Origin of the sequence: Pseudomonas gebzensis (assembly GCF_034427815.1) — a bacterium.
In the GTDB taxonomy this organism is placed as follows: domain Bacteria; phylum Pseudomonadota; class Gammaproteobacteria; order Pseudomonadales; family Pseudomonadaceae; genus Aquipseudomonas.
This window is the reverse complement of sequence record NZ_JAXQNS010000001.1, coordinates 380,663-405,994: the sequence shown is the minus strand read 5'-3', so window position 1 is coordinate 405,994 and position 25,332 is coordinate 380,663. Positions and strand designations below refer to the sequence as shown.

Here is a 25,332-nt window from a genome sequence, read left to right as displayed (position 1 = left end):
CAGCCAGCGCTGGCCCGCCAGTGCGGCTCACCACCCCAGCGTGTTCGCGAACAGCCGACGGTAGGCCGTGGCGATCTGCGATGGCACCTGCTGGATATAGTCACGCGCGTGGTCGCGAACCGGGGGATCTAGATCAGCGAGGTAGGCAATGGCCTGCGCGGCCGTTGGGATACGGCTTTCGATATTCAGGTAGCGTGGCGGCAGCGCGGTCCAGATAACGGCATCGAAGTCGTGGTCGAGCGCCCAGCGATTGAGCCCCTGGGCACCGTCATCGTCGTGCACCAGCAGTGTACCGACGCCGCCGAGACGGTCGGAGGGTATGCCTTCGCGTTGTGCGAGTTGCCCGCAGGCCTGCTCCAGCGAATCAGTCGATAGCCGCCCCCACAGCACCTGCACGCACGCAGCGCCCAGACAGATCGCGGTAGACAGTTCACCACCATCGGCTACACGGGAAAACTCGATGGGTACCTCAGGCCCGTCGCCATGCCACTGGCCGTGGATCTGCAGCGCGCCGGGTTTCCAGATCAACGACCCCCACGCCAGGCATGCGATTTTCACTGTTGCTGCTCCTTGAACGAGACACCGAAAGGCCAGCCCTCAGGGCGAGCATGCGCTCGACCCTCGCCTGCAAAGTGAGCATCGTGCAGAAGGCTGACAGGCGTTTTGAGAGCGGCTCGACCGGTACGTTCAGTTCGAGAGACACAGCTGCACCCACGGGGCGCTGCGGGCATGAGCAGCCCGTTCGGGCACTGCCCACTCCAAGCACGTGAGCACGCAACCAAGGATAAGCGTCTGTGTGGCAGGCGTTTGGGAGGTAGACGAGATGGCGTCCCAGGCAGGATTTGAACCTGCAACCTTCCCCTTAGGAGGGGGATGCTCTATCCAATTGAGCTACTGAGACCCTGAGACCGCAGCGAATGCTGGCGGCAAAGAAGGCGTGCATGTTAACCAGCGTTCGGCGGTTTGTCATGTAGGAATAGGGCAATCATAGCGTAGGCCATTGGCATCAAGCGGAGGCGTCTGGGCAACGAGCAATGAGCCCCTCCTCCTGCAGCAAGGTGAGCAATCGACGCAGCGTGGCTCCAAGCTCGCCGGAGTTGTCCAAGTGCTTCATGCCTGCCGCCTGGGCATTCGATAGATGGGCATTGCGCGCCAGTCGCTGCTCGATCTCTTCGATAGGCTCACGCCCGCGAGCCAGCAGACGTTGCCGCAGCACCTGCGGCGCCACCTCAAGGCAGATCACCAGCAGGTCCGGGTAGCGCGCGCGTGCCTGGTGCAGATAACCCCGCGAGCCATTGACCAGCACCGACTTGCCTTGCTGCAACCAAGTATCGATCTGCAACGCAATGCCATAACACAGACCATTGGCTTGCCAGTTCATGGCAAAAGCCCCTTGCTTGCGCAGCTGTTCGAACTGCACCGGTGATACACCGAGTGCATCTTCACCCACTGACTCGGCGGAACGGGTGATGATGCGCCGCGCAATCTCGATCCCTTGCTCCGCCAGTACCGATCTGGCGGCCTCCAGTAGCGAGTCCTTGCCTGAACCCGATGGCCCTACCAGATAGATGAGTCGGTTGCGAGAGCAGGCACGATCAGCGCGCGCATGGGGCATGGCGAAGATCCTCACTAGATAAAATCGGCATGTTCAGCGCCGTTTCACGAAACTTTGCCATGAGATGCGCGATGTTGGTTGCACCCTATTTTCAGCCTAAAGCGCGTGAAAAGGGTTTCACTTTTCAAACCAGTACTCATTTCTGATAATCAGTGCTGGCAAAAAGCCTCTACCCGGCTCACTATTTGTCACAGATTTGACGCCAAGGAACCGGCGACCCTGAGGCACTATAAGCCCCCGTCACGCAGTGGTTGAACATTTTGCAGCAATAACGGTCGTACCTTCACCGTGCGGGCAATCTGAGAACCGCTCCCCCTGAACCAGAAGAACCGGTCAATTTATATGCGCCCATTGAAACAGGCTATTTACTCAAGCCGCACCGCTGACAAATTCGTCGTCCGCCTGCCAGACGGAATGCGTGAGCGCATTGCCGAAGTAGCGCGTAACCACCACCGCAGCATGAACTCCGAAATCATCGCCCGTCTGGAGCAGAGCCTCATTCAGGAAGGTGCTTTGGGCGACGATCTGAGCATGCGCCTCGACAGCCCTGAATTGAGCCTGCATGAACGTGAACTCCTGCAACGCTTCCGCCAACTCTCCCACCGCCAGCAAAATGCGCTGGTGGCACTGATCGCTCACGACGTTGAAATGGCCGCAGACGCTTCCTGATCGGGCCCATCACGCAATAAAAAAGCCAGCATCTGCTGGCTTTTTTGTGGCCCGAGGTCAAGTCCTCAGAGCAGGAACAGCGTTGCAAGGCCCAGGAAGATGAAGAAGCCGCCACTGTCGGTGACGGCGGTAATCATCACGCTGGCGCCCATGGCGGGGTCGCGCCCCATGCGCATCAGGGTCATGGGAATCAATACCCCCATCAGCGCCGCCAATAGCAGGTTGAGGGTCATCGCCGCAGTCATCACCACGCCCAATGACCAACTGCCGTACAGCCAGAAGGCCACAGCGCCGATCACCCCGCCCCACACCAGGCCATTGATCAAACCGACCGCCAGTTCCTTGCGCATCAGGCGCATGGTGTTACCCGGGCTGACCTGGTCGAGCGCCATGGCACGCACGATCATGGTGATGGTCTGGTTGCCCGAGTTGCCGCCGATTCCTGCCACGATGGGCATCAGTGCCGCCAGGGCGACCAGCTTCTCGATCGAGCCTTCGAACAGACCGATCACCCGCGAGGCCAGGAACGCGGTGATCAGGTTGATTGCCAGCCATGCCCAGCGGTTGCGCAGCGAGCGCCAGACCGAGGCGAAGATGTCTTCTTCTTCGCGCAAACCGGCCATGTTGAGCACTTCGGATTCGCTTTCTTCACGGATCAGGTCGACCATTTCGTCGATGGTCAGACGGCCGATCAGACGGTCGCTCTTGTCCACCACGGGCGCCGACACCAGGTCGTAACGCTCGAACGCCTGAGCGGCGTCATAGCCATCTTCCTCGGGGCGGAAACTGACGGGGTCAGTGGCCATGACCTCCGCGACCTTTCTGTCCGGGTCATTGACCAGCAGACGCTTGATCGGCAGTACGCCCTTGAGGATGCCGCCGTTGTCCACCACGAACAGCTTGTCTGTGTGGTTGGGCAGCTCCTTCAGACGGCGCAGGTAGCGCAACACCACTTCCAGGCTGACGTCTTCGCGGATGGTGACCATCTCGAAGTCCATCAGCGCACCGATCTGCTCCTCGTCATAGCTCAGCGCGGAGCGAACACGCTCACGCTGCTGGGCATCGAGGGTTTCCATCAGCTCATGGACGACGTCGCGCGGCAGCTCGGGTGCCAGGTCTGCCAGCTCGTCGGCGTCCATTTCCTTGGCAGCCGCCAGCAGCTCATGGTCATCCATGTCGGCGATGAGCGTTTGACGAACGGCGTCGGACACTTCAAGGAGGATGTCGCCATCGCGATCCGAGCGCACCAGCTGCCAGACCGAAAGACGGTCTTCCAGGGGCAAGGCTTCGAGGATGTAGGCGATGTCAGCGGGGTGCAGGTCATCGAGCTTGCGTTGCAGCTCGACGAGGTTCTGGCGGTGAACGAGATTTTCGACCAGGTCGTGGTGCTGACCTTCCTGGCGATGGGTCAGGTCTTCGACGACACGCTGGCGCTGCAGCAGCTCGATTACCTGAGCGAGACGGTCTTGCAGACTGTCCTGGCTTTTCTTTACTTCGATTTCGGTCATAGGCGAACTCCACTCCCAGCAGCGGAGCACGCCGGGGGAATCAATCGGTCAGATCAGACTTGATGAAACGTAGGGATGAGTAACTACTGGGTAAGTCCATGGTGGTATTCCACAAGCCCCGGCGGGGCTGACGGGCGCAATCATACACTGCCCAAGCGGTTGGTTCGCTTAAATTTTTGTCCACGGTGAACGTGGCCGCGATGAGGCTATGACAACGCTCAAGGCGTTACGTGCGCACCCGTGGCGACGCACAGGGCGATTGATCGAGGATAAGGGAGAAGTACGACAGACAGGTGAACCGCAGACAGCAAAAAGCCCGCTTTGATAAGCGGGCTTCTTGAATATGGCGGACCCAAGAGGATTCGAACCTCTGACCGCTCGGTTCGTAGCCGAGTACTCTATCCAGCTGAGCTATGGGTCCGTGATTGGTAGTTTTTAGACCCGTTACCGCGGGTTGATGAAGCTGCCTTGACGTTCAAAGCCACTTCAAAAAGTGGCGGACCCAAGAGGATTCGAACCTCTGACCGCTCGGTTCGTAGCCGAGTACTCTATCCAGCTGAGCTATGGGTCCGTCGATGGTAGTTTTAGACCCATTACCACGGGTTGATGAAGCTGCCTTGATGTTCAAAGCCACTTCAAAAGTGGCGGACCCAAGAGGATTCGAACCTCTGACCGCTCGGTTCGTAGCCGAGTACTCTATCCAGCTGAGCTATGGGTCCGTGTCTTGCTGCGCATTATAGGTTGATAAAATCATTTTCCAAGTTATTTTTCGTTTAAATTCAACGACTTAACAGCTTGTGAGATGTACAACCTATCTCGCGAAATAATGGCGGTGAGGGGGGGATTCGAACCCCCGATACCCTTGTGAGGTATACTCCCTTAGCAGGGGAGCGCCTTCGGCCACTCGGCCACCTCACCGCAACACGGGGCGTATATTAACCAGACCCCTCCCCGTTTGCAAACCTTTTTTCTAAAAAAAACCGATAAAAATTAAAGGCTTGGTTCGTCGTCCTTCTCTTTCTTGATCCGCAGGTAGATTTCTTCGCGGTGTACAGCCACCTCTTTCGGGGCGCTGACGCCAATACGCACCTGGTTGCCTTTGACACCCAGGACCGTGACGGTGATTTCACCGTCGCCGATGATCAGGCTCTCGGCGCACCGACGAGTCAGAATCAACATGGTTTTTCTCCTCAAACAATTCATCAGGGATAACAGTCTTTTTAGGGCTTGGCCCTCAACAATTGCGCGCGCAAGGACAGGAGCCCGCGCAACTGCCAGAAACGCGAAAGGGCGCGGCAAGCCGCGCCCTTCCCTGCAGCGTGTTACTCGCCCTGGCGCGCAGGCGCGTCCAGCTCGAACGCGGTATGCAACGCGCGCACGGCCAGCTCCAGGTACTTCTCTTCGATGACCACCGACACCTTGATTTCGGATGTGGAGATCATCTGGATATTGATGGTTTCCTTGGCCAGCGACTCGAACATGCGACTGGCAACACCCGCGTGCGAGCGCATGCCGACACCGACGATCGAGACTTTGGCAATCTTGATATCGCCAATCACTTCGCGCGCGCCGATTTCACGGGCGGTGTTCTCGAGCACGCTCAAGGCCTTCTCGTACTCGTTGCGGTGCACGGTGAAGGTGAAATCGGTGGTGTTATCGTGCGCCACGTTCTGCACGATCATGTCCACTTCGATGTTCGAGGCGCTGATCGGGCCGAGGATCTTGAAGGCCACGCCGGGCGTATCCGGCACACCGCGAATGGTCAGCTTGGCCTCGTCGCGATTGAACGCGATACCGGAAATGATCGGCTGTTCCATGGATTCCTCTTCATCGATGGTGATGAGGGTACCCGGACCCTCCTTGAAGCTGTGCAGCACGCGCAGCGGGACGTTGTACTTGCCGGCGAACTCCACCGAGCGGATCTGCAACACCTTGGAACCGAGGCTGGCCATTTCCAGCATTTCCTCGAAGGTGATCTTTTCCAGGCGCTGGGCCTGGGGCACCACCCGTGGGTCGGTGGTGTAGACACCGTCGACATCGGTGTAGATCTGGCATTCCTCGGCCTTCAGCGCCGCGGCCAGGGCCACGCCGGTGGTGTCCGAGCCGCCACGGCCCAGGGTGGTGATGTTGCCGTGCTCGTCCACACCCTGGAAACCTGCAACCACCACCACGCGTCCAGCCTGCAGGTCAGCGCGAATCTTCTGGTCGTCGATCTGCAGGATGCGCGCCTTGTTGTGCGCGTTATCGGTAAGGATGCGCACCTGGTTACCGGTGTAGGACACCGCCGGCACGCCGCGCTTGAGCAAGGCCATGACCAAAAGCGCGATGGTCACCTGCTCGCCGGTCGACACGATCACATCCAGCTCGCGTGGATCAGGCTTCTCGTCAATCTGCTTGGCCAGGTCGATCAGGCGATTGGTTTCGCCGCTCATAGCCGACAGCACGACCACCAGGTCATCACCTGCCTCGCGGAATTTCTTGACCTTGTCGGCAACCTGCTCGATCCGCTCGATGGAACCGACAGAGGTACCGCCAAATTTCTGTACGATCAACGCCATTTCAAAGGTGCCTCAGCCCCAAGGGCCCCAATAAACAATCCATCATGCCGTGGCCGCTGGAGCGGTTGCCGAGCACCTGCCCCTGCGGGCAAGGCTCGTGACCGACTCAGCGGCCGCGGCATCTCAAAGTCCCTGCTCGGCGAAGGGCACCGCCAGGGCCAGGGCAGTGTCCAGCGCGGCGACATCGACGCCACCACCCTGGGCCATGTCCGGGCGACCCCCGCCTTTGCCGCCGACGGCTGCGGCAGCTTGCTTCATCAGGTCACCAGCCTTGAGTTGGCTGGAGAGGTCCTTGGTCACGCCGGCTACCAGCACGACCCGGCCCTCGTGCTCGCTGCCCAGCAGGATCACTGCGTGGCCGAGCTTGTTCTTCAACTGATCGACCAGCGCCAGCAGTGCCTTGCCATCCTGCCCATCCAGGCGGGCGGCGAGCACCTTGGCGCCTTTGACCTCCACGGCCGCATTGGAGAGATCATCCCCGGCGGCGCTGGCGGCCTTGGCCTGCAATTGCTCCAGTTGTTTTTCCAGCTGACGGTTGCGCTCGAGCACCGCCGACAGCTTGTCGATGACATTTTCGCGGTTACCCTTGACCAGTTGCGCGACTTCCTTGACCTGCTCTTCGGCAGCGTTCAGGTAAGCCAGCGCCGCGGCACCGGTGACCGCTTCGATACGGCGTACGCCCGAGGCCACACCGCCTTCACTGATGATCTTGAATACGCTGATGTCGCCAGTGCGCTTGGCGTGAATACCCCCGCACAGCTCCACCGAGAAATCGCCGCCCATGCTCAGCACGCGCACGGTATCGCCATATTTTTCGCCAAACAGCGCCATGGCGCCTTTGCGCTTGGCGGTCTCGATGTCGGTTTCTTCGGTCAGCACTTCGCTGTTGCGACGGATTTCGCGGTTGACGATCGCTTCGAGCTGCTTGAGCTGCTCTGGCTTGACCGCCTCGAAATGGCTGAAGTCAAAGCGCAGGCGCTGGCTGTCGACCAGCGAGCCTTTCTGTTGGACGTGCTCGCCAAGCACCTGGCGCAGCGCTTCGTGCAGCAAGTGAGTGGCGGAGTGGTTGAGCGACGTCGCCTGCTGCACCTCGGCCTCGACCCGCGCCTGCACCTGGGCGCCGCGCTGGAGTGAACCGGCGCTCATCACGCCATGGTGCAGGAAGGCACCGGCGGTCTTGGTGGTGTCTTGCACCTCGAAGCGCGCGCCGTCGATTTCAATCACCCCGACGTCGCCGACCTGGCCGCCGGACTCGCCGTAGAACGGCGTGCGATCCAGAATCACCACGCCTTCGTGGCCTTCGCTCAACTGCTCGACCACCATGCCATCACGGTACAGGGCCACGACCTTGGCCTCGCCTTCGGTGGCGCCGTAGCCGAGGAACTCGGTAGCGACGTCGACCTTGACCAAGCTGTTGTAGTCCATGCCGAAGGCGCTGGCCGAACGCGCGCGCTCGCGCTGGGCGTCCATTTCACGCTCGAAGCCGGCCTCATCGATGGTCAGCTCGCGCTCGCGGGCGATATCGGCGGTGAGGTCCATGGGGAAGCCGTAGGTGTCGTACAGCTTGAACACCACGTCACCGGGGACGACCTTGCCGTCGAGCTGGGCCAGGTCCTGCTCGAGGATGCGCAGCCCTTGTTCGAGGGTCTTGGCGAACTGTTCTTCTTCAGCCTTGAGCACGCGCTCGATGTGCGCCTGCTGGTTTTTCAACTCGACGAAGGCCTCGCCCATCTCGGCCACCAGCGCGGCAACGATCTGGTAGAAGAAGCTGCCGGTGGCGCCGAGCTTGTTGCCGTGGCGGCAGGCGCGACGAATGATCCGGCGCAGCACGTAGCCGCGGCCTTCGTTGGACGGCAGCACGCCGTCGGCGATGAGGAAGCCGCAGGAACGGATGTGGTCAGCGACCACTTTCAGAGACGCCTGGGCGTCATTGCTGCAGCCGATGGCCTTGGCCGAGGCGGCCAGCAGGCTGTGGAACAGGTCGATCTCGTAGTTCGAGTGCACGTGCTGGAGTACGGCGCTGATCCGCTCCAGGCCCATGCCGGTGTCTACCGACGGCGCAGGCAGCGGGTGCAGCACGCCGTCGGCGGTGCGGTTGAACTGCATGAAGACGTTGTTCCAGATCTCGATGTAGCGGTCGCCGTCTTCTTCCGGCGAGCCGGGTGGGCCGCCCCAGATGTCGGCACCGTGGTCGTAGAAGATCTCGGTGCACGGGCCGCAGGGGCCGGTATCGCCCATGGTCCAGAAGTTGTCGGAGGCGTACGGGGCGCCCTTGTTGTCACCGATGCGGACCATGCGCTCGGCGGGTACGCCGACGTCTTTGGTCCAGATGTCATAGGCTTCGTCGTCAGTGGCGTAAACGGTGACCCAGAGTTTTTCCTTGGGCAGGTTCAGCCATTTTTCCGAGGTCAGGAAGGTCCAGGCGTAGGTGATCGCGTCGCGCTTGAAATAATCACCGAAGCTGAAGTTGCCGAGCATCTCGAAGAAGGTGTGGTGACGCGCGGTGTAACCGACGTTTTCCAGGTCGTTGTGCTTGCCGCCGGCGCGAACGCACTTCTGGCTGCTGACCGCACGGGTGTAGGCGCGTTTTTCCTGGCCGAGGAAGCAATCCTTGAACTGGTTCATGCCGGCGTTGGTGAACAGCAAGGTCGGGTCGTTGCCCGGGATCAACGAGCTGGAGGCAACTCGGGTATGGCCCTGCTCTTCGAAGAAGCGAAGGAAGGCTTCACGGATTTCTGCGCTTTTCATAGGTTCTTCCACGGAAACGGCGGCCCCTTGGGGGCAAACGCGTCGACGAAACGACGGCAAAGGGCCGCATTATATCGGTCCTGCAAGCTCGGTGCAGTGTGTTTTATGCGTTAGGAGGCGTCGCAGGCACGGCTTTAGAAGTGGATGCAGACAAAACGACATGCCCGGATGCTAAAGGCACCGTCTCGCCACTGGCAAGCCAATTACCGCTCAAGCGGGAGGAAAAGGGAATAGCCGGTTAATTAAAGGGTTTTCATACACGTGTCGGGCATGGACGAGCGCTGCGGCGGTGATGACGTGGTGAGCATGGGGATGCTCAATGAACCTAACCGCTGCCAGAGGTTTCACCACAGCTCAAGTGAGGCTGCGCCGCCCATCGCGAGTCACCTCGGCCTACACGAGGCTCATGCCAAATCTGTAGGAGCCGAGCTTGCTCGCGATGGACGTCAACCATGACGCGAACGCCTGGCCGGGCGCGGTGCGTGGGCCTTTTTCGCGAGCGAGCTCGCTGCTACAGGGGTGAGGCAGGTGGTGGGCGCGGTCACTGCGCAGCAGCATCAGCTGACCTGCCGCCGGTGTTGGGCCTGGCAACTTGCCGACCTGCATCGCCTACCCCAGCCCCTCCCCCGCGTCCGGCACGATGATCAAGCCGGCGCGCAGCCCATTCTTCACATGCGGGTTGGGAAAGATGATCCGCGCGCCCTGCTCTTCGATCACCCAGCGCATCTGCGCCAGGTCTTCGGCCAGCAGGTAGCCGGGCGCCAGTTCGGCGAAATTCTCGATGTCCTCGGGCAGGTGCAGCTTGAAATGCTCGCTGTGCTTGATGATCTCGCGGGCGACGCTGAACAGTTGCAGGCCCTGGAGCTGATCGTCGACGTCAGGCTCGCACCCTTCGACGATCTGCCACAGGCGCTGGCGCAGCCGATCGAGGTTGACCTGAGCGTTGTGCCCAAAGGGCCTGGCCTTGCCCAGTTCCAGGGTGAAGGCTTCGGCGTCGAGCTGCTCGTAGGTAAAGGCGCTGAACGTGATCGACGGTTTGCGCTGCAGCAGCACCGCGTCCACCCCGGCGGCTGCCAGCCGGGCCAGCTCGCGCCGCGAATGGGCCCGGCCCGGTGTGTATGGGTACAGCGCAAATTGCTCGATCTTCGAACCACGGATCGCCGTGTGCAGGTCATAGTGCAGGCGGGTGCGCTCCGGGAGGCTGAAGAACACCCGGGCGAACTGCTCCAACTCGCCCGCGCGCATGGCCTCGACCCCGCTGCTAGCGGCATGGCGACCGTTGAACAGGCGGTTGATGTCTTGCTCGACATAGCGCTCGCCACGACGAATCGCAGGCGGATTGCCGAACAGGAAGAGGATGCGCGCACGTGGCTTGACCGCCCCGCTGGCAATACCGCCCAGCAGCTCATCGAGCAGCTCGATGGGTGCGGTTTCGTTGCCGTGGATGCCCGCCGAGAGCAGCAGGTCCAGGCCATTGTCGGTGGCGCTCGGAGGACGCACTTCCAGTGCGCCCTCCCCGAGCCAGCGCAGGCGCACGCCCTCGACGGTCACTTGGGTCTTGTCGGCCGGCTCGCGGCCGGCCAAGGTCAGTTCAAGCAGTTTGCCGAGGGAGAGCATGGCGCCCCTCCTTAGTGATGGTGGCCGCAATCAGGGCCATGAACGTGATCGTCGTCTTCGTCGAGATCGGCCGGTTCCATTTCCAACTGCAGGCTGACCAGGTTGGTCGCCATCGGGCGCAGCAACAGGTTGGCGAATTCGCTGTCACCTTCGGCGACATCGACACCGATCAGCAATTGGCCGCGGCCGTCTTGCTGGATCCACACTTCCTTGCCTTGCCAGAGAATAGCGAAACGGGTGCAGGAGGTTTGCAGCTGGGTGCCATCGTCATCTTCAAGCAGCAGGCTCAGGGCTTCGGACATTACAAGTTCTCTCTTCAAGGGTGGCGTTGGAACGGATAGACCGAGCCCAACTTCAGAATCTGGGTCAGCTCGTCGAGCGCACTGCGCGACTCGTCGAGCAACTGTGGGTCAGCCAGATCGGCATCGGTGAGCCGATCACGATAGTGCCGACTGACCCATTGCAACAACGTGGCATGCAACGCGTCGGTCATGATAACGCCGGGATTGACTGCCGCCAGCTCGACCTCGCTGAGCGCGACGCGAAGCCGCAGACACGCCGGGCCACCGCCGTTCTGCATGCTCTGCTTGAGGTCGAACGCCTGCACTTCAGTGATCGGCCCGCCTTGGCGGGTCAGCCCATCGAGGTAACTCGACACGCGTGGATGGTTGCGGCATTCCTCAGGCACCACCAGCAGCATCGAACCGTCGGCCCGGGTCAGCAGCTGGCTGTTGAACAGGTAAGAGCGCACCGCGTCTTCCACCGTGACAGCCGCGCGCGGCACGCTGATGGCCTGCAGCTGCCCGCCTTTGGCGGCCAGCTTGGCGTGCAGCTCGGCGAGCACGGCCTCGCTGTCGAGAAAGGCGTCCTGATGATGGAAGAGCACCTCGCCATTGCCCACGGCGATCACATCGTTGTGGAACACGCCCTGGTCGATCACTGCAGGGTTCTGCTGAGCGAACACCACGCCCTCGGCGCTCAGACCATGCAGCCGCGCCACGGCCTGCGACGCTTCGAGGGTTTGCCGGGCGGGGTATCTGTGCGGCGCGGGCAAACGGCTGTCGAAGGCGCTGCGGCCATAGACGAAGAACTCCACACCGGGCGCGCCGTAGTCGCGACACAAACGGGTGTGGTTGGCCGCGCCTTCGTCGCCGAACTGCATGACCGCAGGCAGCGCCGGATGATGGGCGAAGTGTGCCGGGTCATTGAACATCGCCTGCAGCACCCGGCTGGTGGTGGGGTGTTCGATGCTGCGGTGGTATTTGCAATTGAGGTTGGCCGCGGTGAAGTGCACGCGGCCATCGGCGGTGTCGGCACTGGGGCTGACAGTGGCCGCGTTGGCCACCCACATGCTCGAGGCCGAGCAGCTGGCAACCAGTAGCGGCATGGCCTCACGCGCGGCCTGACGAATCACGTCGGCGTCATTGCCGGTGAAGCCCAGGCGCCGTAGCGCTGCCACGTCGGGACGCTCCTGCGGAGCCAGGACGCCTTGCTGCAAGCCCAGGTCGGCCAGGGCTTTCATCTTCGCCAGGCCCTGACGCGCAGCCTCGCGTGGATTGGAGCCTTGCTGGCTGTTGCTTTGCGAGGCGACGTTGCCGTACGAGAGCCCGCCGTAGTTATGGGTCGGGCCGACCAAACCATCGAAGTTGACTTCAAATGCCTTCATCACAGAGCTCCGACAGGGTGCGTCATAGGCTGACACCCGGCGTAAGGGTGGCCGGCAGCGCCAGGCGCGGGGTTTCCAGCGAGGCCACCGGGTAGGCGCAGTAATCGGCCGCGTAGTAGGCGCTGGCGCGATGGTTGCCGCTGCCGCCGACACCGCCGAAAGGCGCGCTGCTGGCGGCGCCGGTCAGCGGTTTGTTCCAGTTCACGATGCCCGCCCGGCTGTGCAGCCAGAATTGCTCGTAGCGTGCCTTGGCGTCGGACAGCAGCCCTGCGGCGAGCCCGAAGCGGGTCGCATTGGCAAGCGCCATGGCCTGCTCGAAGTCGGCGTAGCGGATCACTTGCAGCAGCGGACCGAACAGTTCTTGATCGCGCGGCGCGGGCTGCGCGGTGACGTCGATGATGCCCGGGGTCAGCAGCGCAGCACCTGGCTGCGGCTGGGTCATGCCGAGCAGGGCCACGCCACCGTTGGCCAACAGTTCGGCCTGGGCGGCCAGCAGCGCCTCGGCGGCGCCCAGGGAAACCACCGCGCCCATGAACGGCGCAGGTTGCGCATCGAAACGGCCCACCCGCAACGCACGGCTGACCTCGACCAGACGCGCCAGCAGTGCGTCCCCCCAGGCGCCTTGCGGCACCAGCAGGCGGCGCGCGCAGGTGCAGCGCTGACCGGCCGAAACGAAGGCCGATTGAATAATGGCGTACACCGCTGCATCGATGTCGGCCACCTGATCGACCACCAGCGGATTGTTGCCGCCCATCTCCAGGGCCAGAATCTTGTCCGGCCGCCCGGCGAACTGTTGATGCAAAGACGCGCCGGTGCTGCTCGAACCTGTGAAGAACAGCCCATCGATACCCTCGTTGGCCGCCAACGCCACCCCGGTCTCGCGTGCGCCCTGGAGCAGATTGAGCACCCCGGCCGGCAGGCCGGCAGCGATCCAGCAGCGGACCGTGAGCTCGGCCACCTTGGGCGTCAGTTCGCTGGGCTTGAACACCACGCAGTTACCGGCCAGCAACGCCGGCACGATATGGCCATTAGGCAGATGGCCCGGGAAGTTGTAAGGGCCGAACACCGCCACCACGCCATGGGGCTTGTGCCGCAACGCGGCGTTGGCATCGCCCAAGGGCCCGTGCTTCTCACCGGTACGTTCGTGGTAACTCTGCAGCGAGATGGCCACCTTGTTGATCATGCTGGTGACTTCCGTCGCCGCTTCCCACAACGGTTTGCCGGTTTCCTCACCGATGCACTGCGCCAGGGCATCAGCATGGGTCTTGAGCTGGGCGGCGAAGGCCTCCAGCACCTCGACCCGAGCCTCCAGGCCCTGCCCGGCCCAGCCGGGAAACGCCCGCCGCGCAGCCTGCACGGCGGCCTCGACATCCACCGCCTGGGCCGCCCGCCCCTGCCACAGCACCGCCTGCGTGACAGGATCGAGCGACTGCACCAGCGCGCCCTCCCCGACTTGCCACTGCCCACCGATGTAATGCGTACTCATGAGCGCGCCTCCCGCGCCACCGACAACGGCACCGCACGCACGTGGTCACCCGCCCCCAGGCGCAGGCGCTTGGCGGTCAGCGGGTCGACCACCAGGGTGCCGGCTGCCAGGCGCGCGGGCGCGGCGGTGATGCGGCAGTCTTCGCGCTTGCGGTTATGAATGAGGTAGGGGGTGGCGTCGTCGCCGGGCGTGCCGACCGCCAGCACCAGGGTCTGGCTGTCGCGCACCGCGCGGATGCGCGCCGTTTCGCATTCGATGGCGGGGCCGGCGTCGAAGATGTCGACATAACCCTGGTAGGTGAACCCTTCACGCTCGAGCATGGCCAGCGCCGGTTGCGTGTCGGCATGCACCTGGCCGATCACCGCCCGCGCCGCCTCCGAGAGGAAGCAGGTATACAGCGGGAACTTGGGCATCAGCTCGGCAATGAACGCGCGGTTGCCGACCCCGGTCAGGTAATCGGCCTGGCTGAATTCCATCTTGAAGAAGTGCCGACCCAGGCTTTCCCAGAACGGTGAACGGCCCGCGGGGTCGGACATGCCGCGCATTTCGGCGATCACCTTCTTGCCGAACAGCTCGGCGAATTCGGCCATGAACAGCAGCCGCGCCTTGGACAACAAGCCGCCGTTGAGGCCGCTGCGGTAATCGCTGCGCAGGAACAGCGAGCACAGTTCGGCATTGCCGGTCAGGTCGTTGGCCAGGAACAGCGTAGGGATCTCGCGGTAGATGTTCAGTTCTTGCGACGCGCTGACGGTCAGGCCCACGCGGTAGTTGTACCAAGGCTGGCGCAGGCCCACGGCGCCGGCGATGGCAGAAATGCCGATGACCAGGCCTTCATCGTTTTCCAGCACGAACAGGTAGTCGGTGTCGCCGCGTTCGGCTTCACCGCGAAAGCTTTTCTCAGCCCAGGTGACGCGCTGCGCCAGCCGTGCTTCGTTGGCGGGCAAGGTGGTCAGACCGATGTTGCCGGTGCTGCGCGCCAACTCGATCAGCGCCGGTAAATCGCTGCTGCGTACTGGACGAACGATCATGCTTTCTCCTTGAGCGGTGGCCTGTGCCTGCCGCGAAACTCACTGTTACCACGCCCTTGGGCGCACCGGCGATCAGGGCTCAGACGGCGACCAGGCGCACGCTGGCGCCCTCGCCAACGCCCAGTGCATCGGCGGCTTCCAGGCTCAGCAGCAGCGGCTGACCCGGCGCCCAGTCCAGCTCCAACACCACCGCACGGTAGTCTTGCAGCTGGCCATTGCAGACCAGGTAGGCACGCCCACCGGGCGTTGCAGCGGGATCGATCTTGACCTCGGCGACCTGGCTGCGGGCGATGGAGCGAATGCCCGAAGTGCGCGCGTGCAGGGTCGGGCCCCCGTCGAAGATGTCGATGTAGTGCTCGGTCTCGAAGCCCTCGCGCATGAGGATGTCGAAGGTGATCTGCGCCCGCGGATGCACCTGGCCCATGGCCTCTTGCGCGCGGTCGGGCAGCAACGGCACGTAGATCGGGTAGTTGGGCATCAGTTCGGCAAGAAAGGTACGGCTCTTCAACCCGCACAGGCGCTCGGCCTCGGCGTAGTTGATGGCAAAGAAATTGCGCCCGATGGAATCCCAGAAAGGTGAGTCGCCCTGCTCGTCGCTGTGGCCGACGATCTCGGTGACCACCGACTCGGCGAAACGCTCGGGGTGCGAGGCCATGAACAGCAGGCGCCCGCGAGAATTGAGCTCGGCCCAGGCACTGCTGACCAGCTCCGGCACGACGTAGAAGCTGGTGAGCAGGCTGTTGCCGGTGAGGTCATGGCACAGCGACAGGACGTGAATCTTGTTGTGGATCTTCAGCTCGCGTGAGGCGTGCACGAAGGTCTCGTTGCGAAAGCTGTAGAACGGCTCGGAATAACCGGCCGAGGCGACGATGGCCGAGCAGCCGACCAGGCGCCCGGTGCTGCTGTCTTCGAGCACGAAGAAATAACGCTCTTCACCGTTGAAGCTGACTTCGGCCGCAAACGACGTTTCCGACGCGGCAATCTTGTCGCCCAGGCGCCCGGCGTCGTCGGGCAGCGAGGTGACACCGATGGGGCTGTCGGCAGCCATGCGCTGCACTTCATTCAGATCAGCCATCTGCGCGGGGCGCATTACCAGCATGGTGTCACTCCTTCGAGGGAAACGCGCCGGCCAGGCCGACACGGGAAAAAACGGCTGCATGGCTTGGAACAAGCGCACACAGCCGCTGGATCGATTCGTGGCCCTGCGCTAGCCGATTGGCCAGCGCAGGGCCCGGGCGACGCAGGTCAGGCCTGGGTCAGACGCGCCACGGCGCGGGCAAAGCGCTCCAGGCCTTCATCGATGTCGGCGTGGTCGATCACCAGGCTTGGGGCAAAGCGCACCACGTCGGGGCCAGCCTGCAGCACCATCACGCCTTCCTGCTCGGCGGCGTTGAGCACGTCCTTGGCCTTGCCCGCCCAGGCGTCGCTCAACACGCAGCCGATCAGCAGGCCAACGCCACGCACCTGGCTGAACAGCTGGTGTTCGCTGCCGATCTGCTCGAGGCGGGTTTTGAAGCGCTGGTGACGCTCGCGGATACCGGCCAGCGTTTCCGGGGTGTTGATCACATCGAGTACCGCGCACGCCACCGCGCAACCCAGCGGGTTGCCGCCGTACGTGGTGCCATGGGTACCCGGGGCGAAGTGGGCCGCCCACTGCGTGGTGGTGAGCATGGCACCGATCGGGAAGCCGCCGCCCAGGCTCTTGGCGCTGGTGAGGATGTCCGGGGTGACGCCGAAGTGCTGGTAGGCATACAGCGAGCCGGTCCGGCCGACGCCGGTCTGCACTTCATCGAAGATCAGCAGCGCGTTGTGCTGGTCGCACAGGGCGCGGGCGCCTTCGAGGTAGGCCTGGTCGGCGGGCACCACGCCGCTCTCGCCCTGGATCGGCTCGATGACCACCGCGCAGGTCTTGTCGGAAATCTGCGCTTTGAGGGCTTCAAGGTCGTTGTAGGCAACGTGGCTGATGCCCTCGATTTTCGGCCCGAAGCCATCGGAGTACTTCGGCTGGCCGCCGACGCTGACGGTAAACAAGGTGCGGCCATGAAAGCTGTTCACGGTGGAGATGATTTCGTGCTTGTGCGCCCCGAAACGGTCATGGGCCACGCGACGGGCCAGCTTGAACGCGGCCTCGTTGGCTTCGGCGCCGGAGTTACAGAAGAACGCGCGGTCGGCGAAGGTGGCATCCACCAGTTTGTGCGCCAGGCGCAAGGCCGGCTCGTTGGTGAAGACGTTGGACACATGCCAGAGGGTGTTGGCCTGCTCGGTGAGGGCCTTGACCAGCGCTGGGTGGCAATGGCCCAGGGCGTTGACCGCGATGCCGCCGGCGAAGTCGATCAATTCGCGCCCGGACTGGTCCCACACGCGAGAGCCCTGGCCGCGCACCGGAATGAACGCCGCCGGCGCGTAGTTGGGAACCATGACCTGGTCGAAATCGGCACGTTGCACCGGGGCTTGCTCAACGGACATCGGAATCTCCTGAAGCGGAACGCTGGCCGGGGGCAGCGAGCGTTTGCGGATTGTAAGGACTGGGCGTCGCCTGTCCTTGCAGCCAGGCGACATCTTGTTACAGCGCCACACCCCGTTAGCACCAGGCTGTTGGCAATGCGACACAGACGGTCACAATCGCGCAGTGTAACGGCACGGTGAGTTCGAGTGAACGGGGAGTCAGGTTGTGAACGGGGGTTTGTTGCAGTGCTGCTGAGACTTTCGGCAATGTGGCGCGCAGCGTGCAGCCGGCCGTCGATCGGTGGCGCCTGTATCAGGCCGGCTGCGCCGCTCATCGCGACTGATCGGAGCGCCGCAGTGGCCGTTCCAAGGAGTGCGACGGCCAGCCAGCACCCTCCATACAGGAAAATACGATTCAGGTAGCGGCTACTGCCGCGATGGCCGGCGCAGCCGGCCCAATGGCCCATGGCGGGTTCCGGCAGGCTGATCGGCGACACCGGTGGACGCCTGGGGCCGCTGGCCTCAGCCCTTCTCCACCGGCGCCGAACTCAGCTCGAACGGGCTGTTGCTGCGGCGCTGATTGCGGTCTTCACGCGGGGTGGCCCCGAAGAAATTACGGTAGGCGCTGGAGAAGTGCGGGCCTGAGGAGAACCCGCACGAAAGGCCGATCTGAATGATCGATTTGCTGGTCTGCATAAGCATCTGCCGGGCCTTGTTCAGGCGCAGCTCAAGGTAATACTGGCTCGGCACGCGGCTCAGGTACTGCTTGAAGATCCGCTCCAACTGACGGCGCGACACACAGACGTGCTGGGCGATTTCGTCGGTGGTCAGCGGCTCTTCGATGTTGGCCTCCATCAACAGCACCGCCTGGGTCAGCTTCGGATGGCTCGAACCCAGGCGATTCTGCAACGGAATGCGCTGGCGCTCGCCCCCTTCACGAATGCGTTCGACCACCAATTCTTCAGACACCGCGCCCGCCAGCTCGGCGCCGTGGTCACGGGCCAGCATGGCGAGCATCAGGTCGGTCACGGCCATGCCGCCACAGGCGGTGAGGCGGTCGCGGTCCCAGTCGAACAGGTGGCTGGTGGCAATGGCCTTGGGGAAGCGCTCGGCAAAGTCGTCCTGCCAGCGCCAGTGCACGGCCGCGCGGTAGCCGTCCAGCAAGCCAAGCATGGCCAGCGGATACACTCCCGCCGACAACCCCCCGATCATGCAGCCGGCACGGGCCAGTTGCTTGAGCGAACTGGACACCGCCGCGGTAATGGCCTGGGGCGGCTCATCGGCCAGCAGGAACAGCTTGTCGCAGCCATCCAGGCGGCTGCCCCAGGCTTCGCCCGGCAGACGCCAGGCTTGCTCGGGCGTGGCCTCGGCCTGGACGAACAGCAGTTCGTAACTCACATCCGGGTGTACCCGCTGCGCCACCTGAAGCACTTCCTCTGCCAGGGCGAGGGTAAGCGGACGGGTGCTGGGCCAGATGAGAAAACCGATACGCTGGGTGGTCATAGGGTGCGGTCCGAAACCTGTTCGAGTCTGAGGCGCCAAGGGTAGCTCAGCCTCTGTACGCAAAGCCTTGATACGTGTTCGTGAAGCCTTGCCGTCAGGCCAGACATGCGCCTGCACACCAAGACAGTGACGCGCGGCCAGGGGCTGTGCGCGGCAGCCCTCGCCCCGCCTGCCCTTCGCCGCGTGGCGTTGTGCGCAGGGCCTGAGGCCGCTGCGCAGGATGCCCTATTCTGGTGCAAAGCGGCAGCCTCTATTTCAAGCTACCCGACAGAAATTGCTTGAGCCGGTCCGATTGCGGGTTGGCCAGCACTTCGCGCGGGTGGCCGGTTTCTTCCACAATGCCCTTGTGCAGGAACAACAGCTGGTTGGACACCTCGCGAGCAAAGCCCATCTCGTGGGTGACTACCACCATGGTCCGGCCTTCCTGGGCCAGGCCCTGCATCACCTTCAGCACATCGCCGACCAGTTCCGGGTCAAGCGCCGAGGTCGGCTCGTCGAACAGCATCACCTCAGGCTCCATGGCCAGTGCGCGAGCGATGGCCACACGCTGTTGCTCGCCGCCCGACATATGTCCTGGGTAGGCATCCTTGCGGTGCGAAACGCCGACCTTGGCCAGGTAATGCTCGGCCTTTTCGAGGGCGGCTTTCTTGCTCATGCCCAGCACATGCATCGGCGCCTCGATGATGTTTTCCAGCGCCGTCATGTGCGCCCACAGGTTGAAGTGCTGGAACACCATCGACAGACGCGAACGCATGCGCTGCAGTTGCTTGTCATCGGCGGCGCGCAGCGCGCCATCCTTGCCAGCGACCAGCTTGAGGGGTTCGTTATTGAGCAGGATCTGTCCGCCGTGCGGCTGTTCCAGCAGGTTGATGCAGCGCAGGAAGGTCGACTTGCCCGAGCCACTGGAGCCGATGATGCTGATCACATCGCCCGCCTTGGCCGCCAGGGAAACGCCCTTGAGCACTTCATGGCTGCCGTAGCGCTTGTGCAGGTCTTGGACTTGAAGTTTGTACATGCTGTCGATTCTCACAGAGCGTTCAGTGCTTGCGCGGCGCCAGGTAGCTGAGCCAGCGGCGCTCGGCCAGCTTGAACAGGCGTACCAGGATGAAGGTCAGGCACAGGTAGAACACCCCCGCCGTGATGTAAGCCTCGAAGGGCAGGTAGTACTGGGCGTTGACGGTACGCGCAGCGCCGGTGATGTCGATCAGGGTCACGATCGAGGCCAGGCTGGTGGTCTGCAACATCATGATCACTTCGTTGCTGTATTGCGGCAGCGCCCGGCGCAGGGCCGAGGGCAGAAGGATGCGCCGGTACATCTTGACCCGCGACATGCCCATGGCCTTGGCCGCCTCGATCTCGCCGTGGGGCGTGGCCTTGAGGCTGCCGGCAACGATCTCGGCGGTGTAGGCGCTGGTATTGATGGCAAATGCCAGGCAGGCGCAGAAGGTCGCGCTGGACAGCCAGGGCCAGAACACGCTCTCACGCACGACCTCGAACTGGGCCAGGCCGTAGTAGATGAGAAACAGCTGGACCAGCATCGGCGTGCCGCGGATCACGTAGGTGTAGAGCCAAGCGGCGCCGTTCACCAGTGGGTTCTTCGAACAGCGCATGAGCCCGAGAGGGATGGCAGCCAACAGGCCGAAGAACAGCGAGATCAGCAGCAGCTTCAAGGTCGTCAGCAGGCCCCCCAGGTACAGCGGCATGGCCTCCCAGATCACGGTGTAGTCGAAGATCCCGATCCAGAAGGCGGTGAAGTCGAAAGTCATAGTTCAGCCGCCTTGACGCCCACAGAGTAGCGCCGTTCGAGGTACTTCAGCGCCAGCAACGAGACACTGGTCAGCACCAGGTACAGCGCCGCCACGGCGAGGAAAAAGGTGAAAGGTTCGCGGGTGGCATCAGCCGCCTGCTTGGCCTTGAACATCATGTCTTGCAAGCCGACCACCGACACCAGCGCGGTGGCCTTGGCCAGCACCAGCCAGTTGTTGGTGAAGCCTGGAATCGCCAGACGGATCATTTGCGGCACCATGATGCGGAAGAACACCTGCCGGCTGTTCATGCCATAGGCAACGCCCGCTTCGGCCTGGCCCTTGGGAATGCCGAGAAAGGCGCCGCGGAAGGTTTCCGACAGGTAGGCACCAAAGATGAAACCCAGGGTGCCGATGCCGGCCGCCAGTGGGTTGATGTCGATGAAATCGTCATAGCCCACCAGCGGGCCAAGGCGATTGATGATGTCTTGGCCGCCATAGAAGATCAGCAGGATCAGCACCAGGTCAGGAATGCCGCGAATCACCGTGGAATACAGGTCGCCGAGCCAGGCGAGCCAGCGCACCGGCGACAGGCGCAACGCGACGCCGATCAAGCCGAGCACCGTGGCCAGCGCCATCGACGACAGGGCCAGCTGCAACGTCAGCCAGGCGCCATCGAGGATGACTGCCCCGTAGCCTTTCAACATGTTTGGAATTCCTCACGGCTTGGAAAATAAAAATGGTGCAAACCTCAGACCTTCTGCTGTTTGCACCATTGCACGGGCAGCGCCAGCTGTTACTGGGCGTCTGGACCGTAGATGTCGAAGTTGAAGTACTTGGCTTCGATCTGTTTGTACGTGCCGTTGGCACGGATGGCGTCGATGGCGGCATCGATGCGCTCGCGGTTGGCCTTATCGCCCTTGCGCACTGCGATGCCGATCCCGTCACCAAAGTATTTGGCGTCGGTGAAGGCCGGGCCTACGAAGGCGTAGCCTTTGCCGGCGTCAGTCTTGAGGAAGCCGTCTTCGAGCAGGGTGGCGTCGGCCACGGTGCCGTCGAGACGACCGGCCGAGACGTCCAGGTAGACCTCGTTCTGGGTACCGTACGGGACCACCGTGGCCCCTTTGGGCGCCAGCACTTCCTTGGCGAAGCGGTCATGGATCGAACCGCGCTGCACGCCGATCTTCTTGCCTTTGAGCTCATCCATGCTGTCGCTGACCGTAGTGCCTTCCTTCATCACCAGACGGGCTGGGGTCAGGTAGTAGCGCTTGGTGAAATCGACCGATTTCTTGCGGTCTTCGGTGATCGACATCGACGACAGGATGGCGTCGATCTTGCGCACTTTCAGCGCCGGAATCAGGCCGTCGAATTCTTGCTCGACCCAGGTGCACTTGGCTTTCATCTGCGCGCACAGAGCGTTGCCGATGTCGTAGTCAAAACCCGCCAGACTGCCGTCAGGCTGCTTGAAGGCGAACGGTGGGTAGGCGGCTTCAATGCCGATCTTCAACGGCTTCTCATCGGCATGCGCGACCAGGGACAACGCGGACAGCGCCAAAGCGCCGAACAGGGCAAGCTTCTTCATCAGGTAACTCCATCGGTACGGGGCAATGCAGGACAGTGTAACGGCTGCCAGGAATGCCAATGGGTACAGCGCGGGCCGCGGGCGTGGACAATCGTCCCAAACCTCAAGCAATCAGATGGCATTTTAGCGACAGGCTGAACCACGATATTTCTTCAAAGCGACAACTACGTACAGAAGCGCTTGAGCGGGAAGCGGATGGCATTGACAGCTCTGGCTAAATATGCAAGAGCAAAAGGAAAGCAACCTAAGGATCTAGCAACAAGCGGGCCTATTATTCGCAAAGCCAGGTAATCCGGCAAGTGCAGCGACCAGCGATTGCCCCTCAGGCCCATTATCGCCCCACAAAAGCGCACCGCTGTTTCGCAAGGCCCCGTTTTTGCGCGGCCCTGGAGCAGCCATCAGCCAGGTGTGTCTGCCGAAGTAACGTGCGCCCAACGTAAAAGCCCCGCCGGTTGAGGGCGGGGCTTGCACACCTGAGCCTGTTCGGCGAATCAGGCGCTGGCGCGGGTCATCGACTTGTGCGTGTCGATCAGGTGCTGCACGACCCCCGGATCGGCCAGTGTCGAGATATCACCCAAGGCATCGTACTCGCCGGTGGCGATCTTGCGCAGGATACGCCGCATGATCTTGCCCGAACGAGTCTTGGGCAGCCCCGGCGCCCACTGGATGACATCCGGCGAGGCAATCGGGCCGATCTCCTTGCGCACCCAGTTTTTCAGCTCCAGGCGCAACTGCTCGTTCGGCTCCTCACCGGCATTGAGGGTCACGTAGACGTAAATGCCCTGCCCTTTGAGGTCGTGCGGCACACCCACCACTGCCGCCTCGGCGACCTTGCTGTGGGCAACCATCGCGCTTTCGATCTCGGCGGTGCCCATGCGGTGGCCCGACACGTTGAGCACATCGTCCACGCGGCCGGTGATCCAGTAGTAGCCATCTTCATCGCGACGGGCGCCGTCACCGGTGAAGTACATGCCCCGGAACGTCTTGAAGTACGTGTCGACGAAGCGGTCGTGGTCGCCGTACAGCGAGCGCGACTGGCCTGGCCAGGAATCGAGGATCACCAGGTTGCCCTCGACCGCGCCGTCCAGGATGTTGCCCAGATTATCCACCAGCGCCGGCACCACACCGAAGAACGGACGGGTCGCCGAGCCTGGTTTGAGCGCGGTGGCGCCCGGCAGCGGGCTGATCAGGATGCCGCCGGTTTCGGTCTGCCACCAGGTGTCGACGATCGGGCAGCGTTGCTTGCCCACGGCGGTGTGATACCAGTTCCAGGCTTCGGGGTTGATCGGCTCGCCCACCGAGCCGAGCAGACGCAGGCTGGAGCCATCGGCGCCGACCACGGCCGCTTCGCCTTCGGCCATCATGGCGCGGATGGCGGTCGGTGCGGTGTAGAGGATGTTGACCTTGTGCTTGTCGATGATCTTCGACACGCGGGTGATGTCCGGGTAGTTCGGCACGCCCTCGAACAGCACCGTGGTGGCGCCGTTGGCCAGCGGGCCGTAGACGATGTAGCTGTGGCCGGTGACCCAGCCCACGTCGGCGGTGCACCAGTACACCTCGCCCGGGCGGTAGTCGAAGACGCGCTCATGGGTCAGCGCGGCATAGACCATGTAGCCACCGGTGGTGTGCTGCACGCCCTTGGGCTTGCCGGTGGAGCCGGAGGTGTAGAGGATGAACAGGGTTTCCTCGGCGCCCATCTCTTTCGGCGCGCAGTGGCTGGACGCCACTTTCATCAGGTCTTCGTACCAGATATCGCGATGCTGGTGCCAGGCGATGTCGCCGCCCGTGCGCTTGCAGACGATGATTTTCTGCACCGTCGAGGTTTCCGGGTTGGTCAGCGCCAGGTCGACATTGGCCTTGAGCGGCGTGCGCCGGCCCCCACGCAGCCCTTCGTCGGCGGTGATCACTACCTTGGAGCGGCAGTCGATGATGCGCCCGGCCAGCGCCTCAGGGGAGAAGCCGCCGAACACCACCGAGTGGATCGCACCGATACGGGCACAGGCCAGCATGGCCACCACGGCTTCGGGGATCATCGGCATGTAGATGGTCACCACGTCGCCGCGGTGCACGTCCTGGCCACGCAGGGCGTTGGCGAACTTGCAGACGTCTTCGTGCAGCTCGCGGTAGGTGATGTTGCGCGAGTCGGCAGGGTCGTCGCCCTCCCAGATGATCGCGATTTGATCGCCGCGGGTTTCCAGGTGGCGGTCAAGGCAGTTGTAGGCAACGTTCAGAGTGCCGTCGGCAAACCACTTGATGTCGACGTGGTGATCGTCGAAGGAAGTCTGCTTGACCTTGGTGAAGGGCTTGATCCAGTCAAGGCGCTGGGCCTGCTCACGCCAGAAGCCGTCCGGGTTGATCACCGACTGCTGGTACATGGCCTTGTAGGTGGCCTCGTCGGTCAGGGTGGTGGCCGCTACGTCGGGACGAACGGGATACAGTGGAGCCGCACTCATCTCTGATACCTCGGTTTAATAGTTGTTTTTGTATGGAACCGTTTTAACTGTACCAGAGCGAGCAAGGCCATTCGACGTTGGTAGTAGCGCGACCCCTCCTTATTGCAGGCATCACCGGGCGACTTATCGGCCAGCGTCCCGAGCCATGTACAAAATGTGCCATGCCATGCCACGCGGCGATTCTTGTAGAAAAACGAACAATGTTTATCAGAATAAGCGCTGTTTCACGCACCGCCCCAAGCCTAGACTTTCTCTGGCCAGCAACGGCATGCGGCGCTGCCAACTTACTGCAGCACCGCAGCAACATGAACAACACCGACGACAGCCCCCACGAAGGCCGTACCGATCTCTGTTAGTTGTATATCCAGCCTGTGTCATCTGACGCTGCGTTATTCGACGCCGCGTGCAACCAGGCAACTCAAGACAGGTTATCCAAAAATGAAATATCTACTGGCACTGGCATTGGGCAGCGTCTGCGGCATGGCCGTAGCCGACGATGCCACCGAACAGGCCCAGGCAACTCCGATCGAAGCCTATCACTACTCGCAGCACCTGGACATTGCGCACATCGTGTCGATCAGCGATGTGCCCAATGTGTGCGCCGTGGTGCCGGCGCGCATGACCTACGACGACTCCCAGGGCCACCGCCACGTCCTGGAATACCGGGTCATGGGCAACGGCTGCTCCAACGGCTGACCGGCCGATGCAA

Annotated in this window: 21 protein-coding genes and 5 tRNA genes; 2 read left to right on the top strand and 24 right to left on the bottom strand. The window is 62.7% G+C overall.

Translation table 11 applies throughout. From position 1 onward, the window contains the following. Positions 1-27: 27 nt before the first annotated feature. The 3 genes from SJI00_RS01870 to phnN form a co-directional block, all read right to left on the bottom strand. Positions 28-558 carry a hypothetical protein gene (locus SJI00_RS01870; protein WP_322460056.1) on the bottom strand — a complete coding sequence of 177 codons (531 nt, stop codon included), beginning with the start codon at positions 556-558 and terminating at the stop codon, positions 28-30. 266 nt (positions 559-824) lie between these two features. Beyond that, a tRNA-Arg gene (locus tag SJI00_RS01865) sits at positions 825-901 on the bottom strand. A 105-nt stretch (positions 902-1,006) separates the two neighbouring features. Then, positions 1,007-1,615, bottom strand: coding sequence for a phosphonate metabolism protein/1,5-bisphosphokinase (PRPP-forming) PhnN (phnN, locus tag SJI00_RS01860; protein ID WP_322460055.1), 609 nt, complete (start codon positions 1,613-1,615; stop codon positions 1,007-1,009). A gap of 342 nt (positions 1,616-1,957) precedes the next feature. On the opposite strand from phnN, the gene SJI00_RS01855 reads away from it, so the two are divergent. After that, entirely contained in the window at positions 1,958-2,284 is a 327-nt protein-coding gene (locus SJI00_RS01855; protein WP_322460054.1) for an Arc family DNA-binding protein, read from the top strand. A 65-nt stretch (positions 2,285-2,349) separates the two neighbouring features. Here the strand turns inward: SJI00_RS01855 and mgtE are convergent, their stop codons facing one another. The 21 genes from mgtE to acs all read right to left on the bottom strand — a co-directional run bounded on the left by mgtE (position 2,350) and on the right by acs (position 24,623). Continuing rightward, entirely contained in the window at positions 2,350-3,792 is a 1,443-nt protein-coding gene (mgtE, locus tag SJI00_RS01850) for a magnesium transporter (RefSeq protein WP_322460053.1), read from the bottom strand. Between the two features lie 344 nt (positions 3,793-4,136). Further along, positions 4,137-4,213: transfer RNA gene (locus SJI00_RS01845), tRNA-Arg, on the bottom strand. 73 nt (positions 4,214-4,286) lie between these two features. Beyond that, positions 4,287-4,363 (bottom strand) — tRNA-Arg (locus SJI00_RS01840). A 71-nt stretch (positions 4,364-4,434) separates the two neighbouring features. Further along, positions 4,435-4,511, bottom strand: a tRNA-Arg gene (locus SJI00_RS01835). Between the two features lie 108 nt (positions 4,512-4,619). Then, positions 4,620-4,710 (bottom strand) — tRNA-Ser (locus SJI00_RS01830). A 72-nt stretch (positions 4,711-4,782) separates the two neighbouring features. Next, the gene (gene csrA, locus SJI00_RS01825; RefSeq protein WP_028694590.1) at positions 4,783-4,971 is read right to left on the bottom strand and encodes a carbon storage regulator CsrA; all 189 of its coding nucleotides are present in this window, start codon (positions 4,969-4,971) and stop codon (positions 4,783-4,785) included. A 143-nt stretch (positions 4,972-5,114) separates the two neighbouring features. After that, positions 5,115-6,350, bottom strand: coding sequence for an aspartate kinase (locus SJI00_RS01820; protein ID WP_322460052.1), 1,236 nt, complete (start codon positions 6,348-6,350; stop codon positions 5,115-5,117). Between the two features lie 123 nt (positions 6,351-6,473). Then, positions 6,474-9,098: an alanine--tRNA ligase gene (alaS, locus tag SJI00_RS01815; protein WP_322460051.1), complete on the bottom strand. Its 2,625-nt coding sequence runs from the start codon at positions 9,096-9,098 to the stop codon at positions 6,474-6,476. Positions 9,099-9,707: 609 nt separating this feature from the next. After that, the gene (astE, locus tag SJI00_RS01810; protein ID WP_322460050.1) at positions 9,708-10,715 is read right to left on the bottom strand and encodes a succinylglutamate desuccinylase; all 1,008 of its coding nucleotides are present in this window, start codon (positions 10,713-10,715) and stop codon (positions 9,708-9,710) included. Between the two features lie 11 nt (positions 10,716-10,726). After that, complete coding sequence (locus SJI00_RS01805; protein ID WP_312935924.1) at positions 10,727-11,017, bottom strand: topoisomerase II; 291 nt, start codon at positions 11,015-11,017, stop codon at positions 10,727-10,729. A 14-nt stretch (positions 11,018-11,031) separates the two neighbouring features. Next, positions 11,032-12,381, bottom strand: a complete 1,350-nt coding sequence (astB, locus tag SJI00_RS01800) for an N-succinylarginine dihydrolase (RefSeq protein ID WP_322460049.1) — start codon at positions 12,379-12,381, stop codon at positions 11,032-11,034. Between the two features lie 22 nt (positions 12,382-12,403). After that, the gene (astD, locus tag SJI00_RS01795) at positions 12,404-13,867 is read right to left on the bottom strand and encodes a succinylglutamate-semialdehyde dehydrogenase (protein WP_322460048.1); all 1,464 of its coding nucleotides are present in this window, start codon (positions 13,865-13,867) and stop codon (positions 12,404-12,406) included. After that, positions 13,864-14,895, bottom strand: coding sequence for an arginine N-succinyltransferase (astA, locus tag SJI00_RS01790; RefSeq protein ID WP_322460047.1), 1,032 nt, complete (start codon positions 14,893-14,895; stop codon positions 13,864-13,866). Before astA ends, astD begins: the two co-directional genes overlap by 4 nt. A 79-nt stretch (positions 14,896-14,974) precedes the next feature. Further along, positions 14,975-15,994 carry an arginine/ornithine succinyltransferase subunit alpha gene (gene aruF, locus SJI00_RS01785; protein WP_322460046.1) on the bottom strand — a complete coding sequence of 340 codons (1,020 nt, stop codon included), beginning with the start codon at positions 15,992-15,994 and terminating at the stop codon, positions 14,975-14,977. 146 nt (positions 15,995-16,140) lie between these two features. Beyond that, entirely contained in the window at positions 16,141-17,361 is a 1,221-nt protein-coding gene (locus tag SJI00_RS01780; protein ID WP_322460045.1) for an aspartate aminotransferase family protein, read from the bottom strand. 501 nt (positions 17,362-17,862) lie between these two features. Beyond that, positions 17,863-18,843 (bottom strand): GlxA family transcriptional regulator, encoded by a 981-nt coding sequence (locus SJI00_RS01775; protein ID WP_322460044.1) that lies wholly within the window; start codon positions 18,841-18,843, stop codon positions 17,863-17,865. Positions 18,844-19,093: 250 nt separating this feature from the next. Continuing rightward, positions 19,094-19,858 (bottom strand): ABC transporter ATP-binding protein, encoded by a 765-nt coding sequence (locus tag SJI00_RS01770; RefSeq protein WP_322460043.1) that lies wholly within the window; start codon positions 19,856-19,858, stop codon positions 19,094-19,096. Between the two features lie 22 nt (positions 19,859-19,880). Then, a complete protein-coding gene (locus tag SJI00_RS01765; RefSeq protein ID WP_322460042.1) occupies positions 19,881-20,609 on the bottom strand; it encodes an ABC transporter permease in 729 nt (242 codons plus the stop codon). Then, on the bottom strand, positions 20,606-21,295 hold the full coding sequence (locus SJI00_RS01760) for an ABC transporter permease (protein WP_312932464.1): 690 nt from the start codon (positions 21,293-21,295) through the stop codon (positions 20,606-20,608). Before SJI00_RS01760 ends, SJI00_RS01765 begins: the two co-directional genes overlap by 4 nt. A gap of 89 nt (positions 21,296-21,384) precedes the next feature. Continuing rightward, positions 21,385-22,170, bottom strand: a complete 786-nt coding sequence (locus SJI00_RS01755; RefSeq protein WP_322460041.1) for an ABC transporter substrate-binding protein — start codon at positions 22,168-22,170, stop codon at positions 21,385-21,387. 491 nt (positions 22,171-22,661) lie between these two features. Further along, the gene (gene acs, locus SJI00_RS01750; RefSeq protein ID WP_322460040.1) at positions 22,662-24,623 is read right to left on the bottom strand and encodes an acetate--CoA ligase; all 1,962 of its coding nucleotides are present in this window, start codon (positions 24,621-24,623) and stop codon (positions 22,662-22,664) included. A gap of 438 nt (positions 24,624-25,061) precedes the next feature. On the opposite strand from acs, the gene SJI00_RS01745 reads away from it, so the two are divergent. After that, complete coding sequence (locus SJI00_RS01745) at positions 25,062-25,319, top strand: DUF2790 domain-containing protein (RefSeq protein WP_322460039.1); 258 nt, start codon at positions 25,062-25,064, stop codon at positions 25,317-25,319. Positions 25,320-25,332: the final 13 nt, after the last annotated feature.

Bases quoted from the DNA above. Each gene is read 5' to 3' on its own strand.
- SJI00_RS01745 (WP_322460039.1), top strand. From the start codon at position 25,062: ATGAAATATCTACTGGCACTGGCATTGGGCAGCGTCTGCGGCATGGCC.
- SJI00_RS01780 (WP_322460045.1), bottom strand. From the start codon at position 17,361: ATGTCCGTTGAGCAAGCCCCGGTGCAACGTGCCGATTTCGACCAGGTC.
- SJI00_RS01760 (WP_312932464.1), bottom strand. From the start codon at position 21,295: ATGTTGAAAGGCTACGGGGCAGTCATCCTCGATGGCGCCTGGCTGACG.
- SJI00_RS01855 (WP_322460054.1), top strand. From the start codon at position 1,958: ATGCGCCCATTGAAACAGGCTATTTACTCAAGCCGCACCGCTGACAAA.
- phnN (WP_322460055.1), bottom strand. From the start codon at position 1,615: ATGCCCCATGCGCGCGCTGATCGTGCCTGCTCTCGCAACCGACTCATC.
- csrA (WP_028694590.1), bottom strand. From the start codon at position 4,971: ATGTTGATTCTGACTCGTCGGTGCGCCGAGAGCCTGATCATCGGCGAC.
- SJI00_RS01775 (WP_322460044.1), bottom strand. From the start codon at position 18,843: ATGACCACCCAGCGTATCGGTTTTCTCATCTGGCCCAGCACCCGTCCG.
- SJI00_RS01765 (WP_322460042.1), bottom strand. From the start codon at position 20,609: ATGACTTTCGACTTCACCGCCTTCTGGATCGGGATCTTCGACTACACC.
- aruF (WP_322460046.1), bottom strand. From the start codon at position 15,994: ATGCTGGTAATGCGCCCCGCGCAGATGGCTGATCTGAATGAAGTGCAG.
- astB (WP_322460049.1), bottom strand. From the start codon at position 12,381: ATGAAGGCATTTGAAGTCAACTTCGATGGTTTGGTCGGCCCGACCCAT.
- astA (WP_322460047.1), bottom strand. From the start codon at position 14,895: ATGATCGTTCGTCCAGTACGCAGCAGCGATTTACCGGCGCTGATCGAG.
- astE (WP_322460050.1), bottom strand. From the start codon at position 10,715: ATGCTCTCCCTCGGCAAACTGCTTGAACTGACCTTGGCCGGCCGCGAG.
- acs (WP_322460040.1), bottom strand. From the start codon at position 24,623: ATGAGTGCGGCTCCACTGTATCCCGTTCGTCCCGACGTAGCGGCCACC.
- SJI00_RS01755 (WP_322460041.1), bottom strand. From the start codon at position 22,170: ATGAAGAAGCTTGCCCTGTTCGGCGCTTTGGCGCTGTCCGCGTTGTCC.
- astD (WP_322460048.1), bottom strand. From the start codon at position 13,867: ATGAGTACGCATTACATCGGTGGGCAGTGGCAAGTCGGGGAGGGCGCG.
- SJI00_RS01820 (WP_322460052.1), bottom strand. From the start codon at position 6,350: ATGGCGTTGATCGTACAGAAATTTGGCGGTACCTCTGTCGGTTCCATC.
- alaS (WP_322460051.1), bottom strand. From the start codon at position 9,098: ATGAAAAGCGCAGAAATCCGTGAAGCCTTCCTTCGCTTCTTCGAAGAG.
- SJI00_RS01805 (WP_312935924.1), bottom strand. From the start codon at position 11,017: ATGTCCGAAGCCCTGAGCCTGCTGCTTGAAGATGACGATGGCACCCAG.
- mgtE (WP_322460053.1), bottom strand. From the start codon at position 3,792: ATGACCGAAATCGAAGTAAAGAAAAGCCAGGACAGTCTGCAAGACCGT.
- SJI00_RS01770 (WP_322460043.1), bottom strand. From the start codon at position 19,858: ATGTACAAACTTCAAGTCCAAGACCTGCACAAGCGCTACGGCAGCCAT.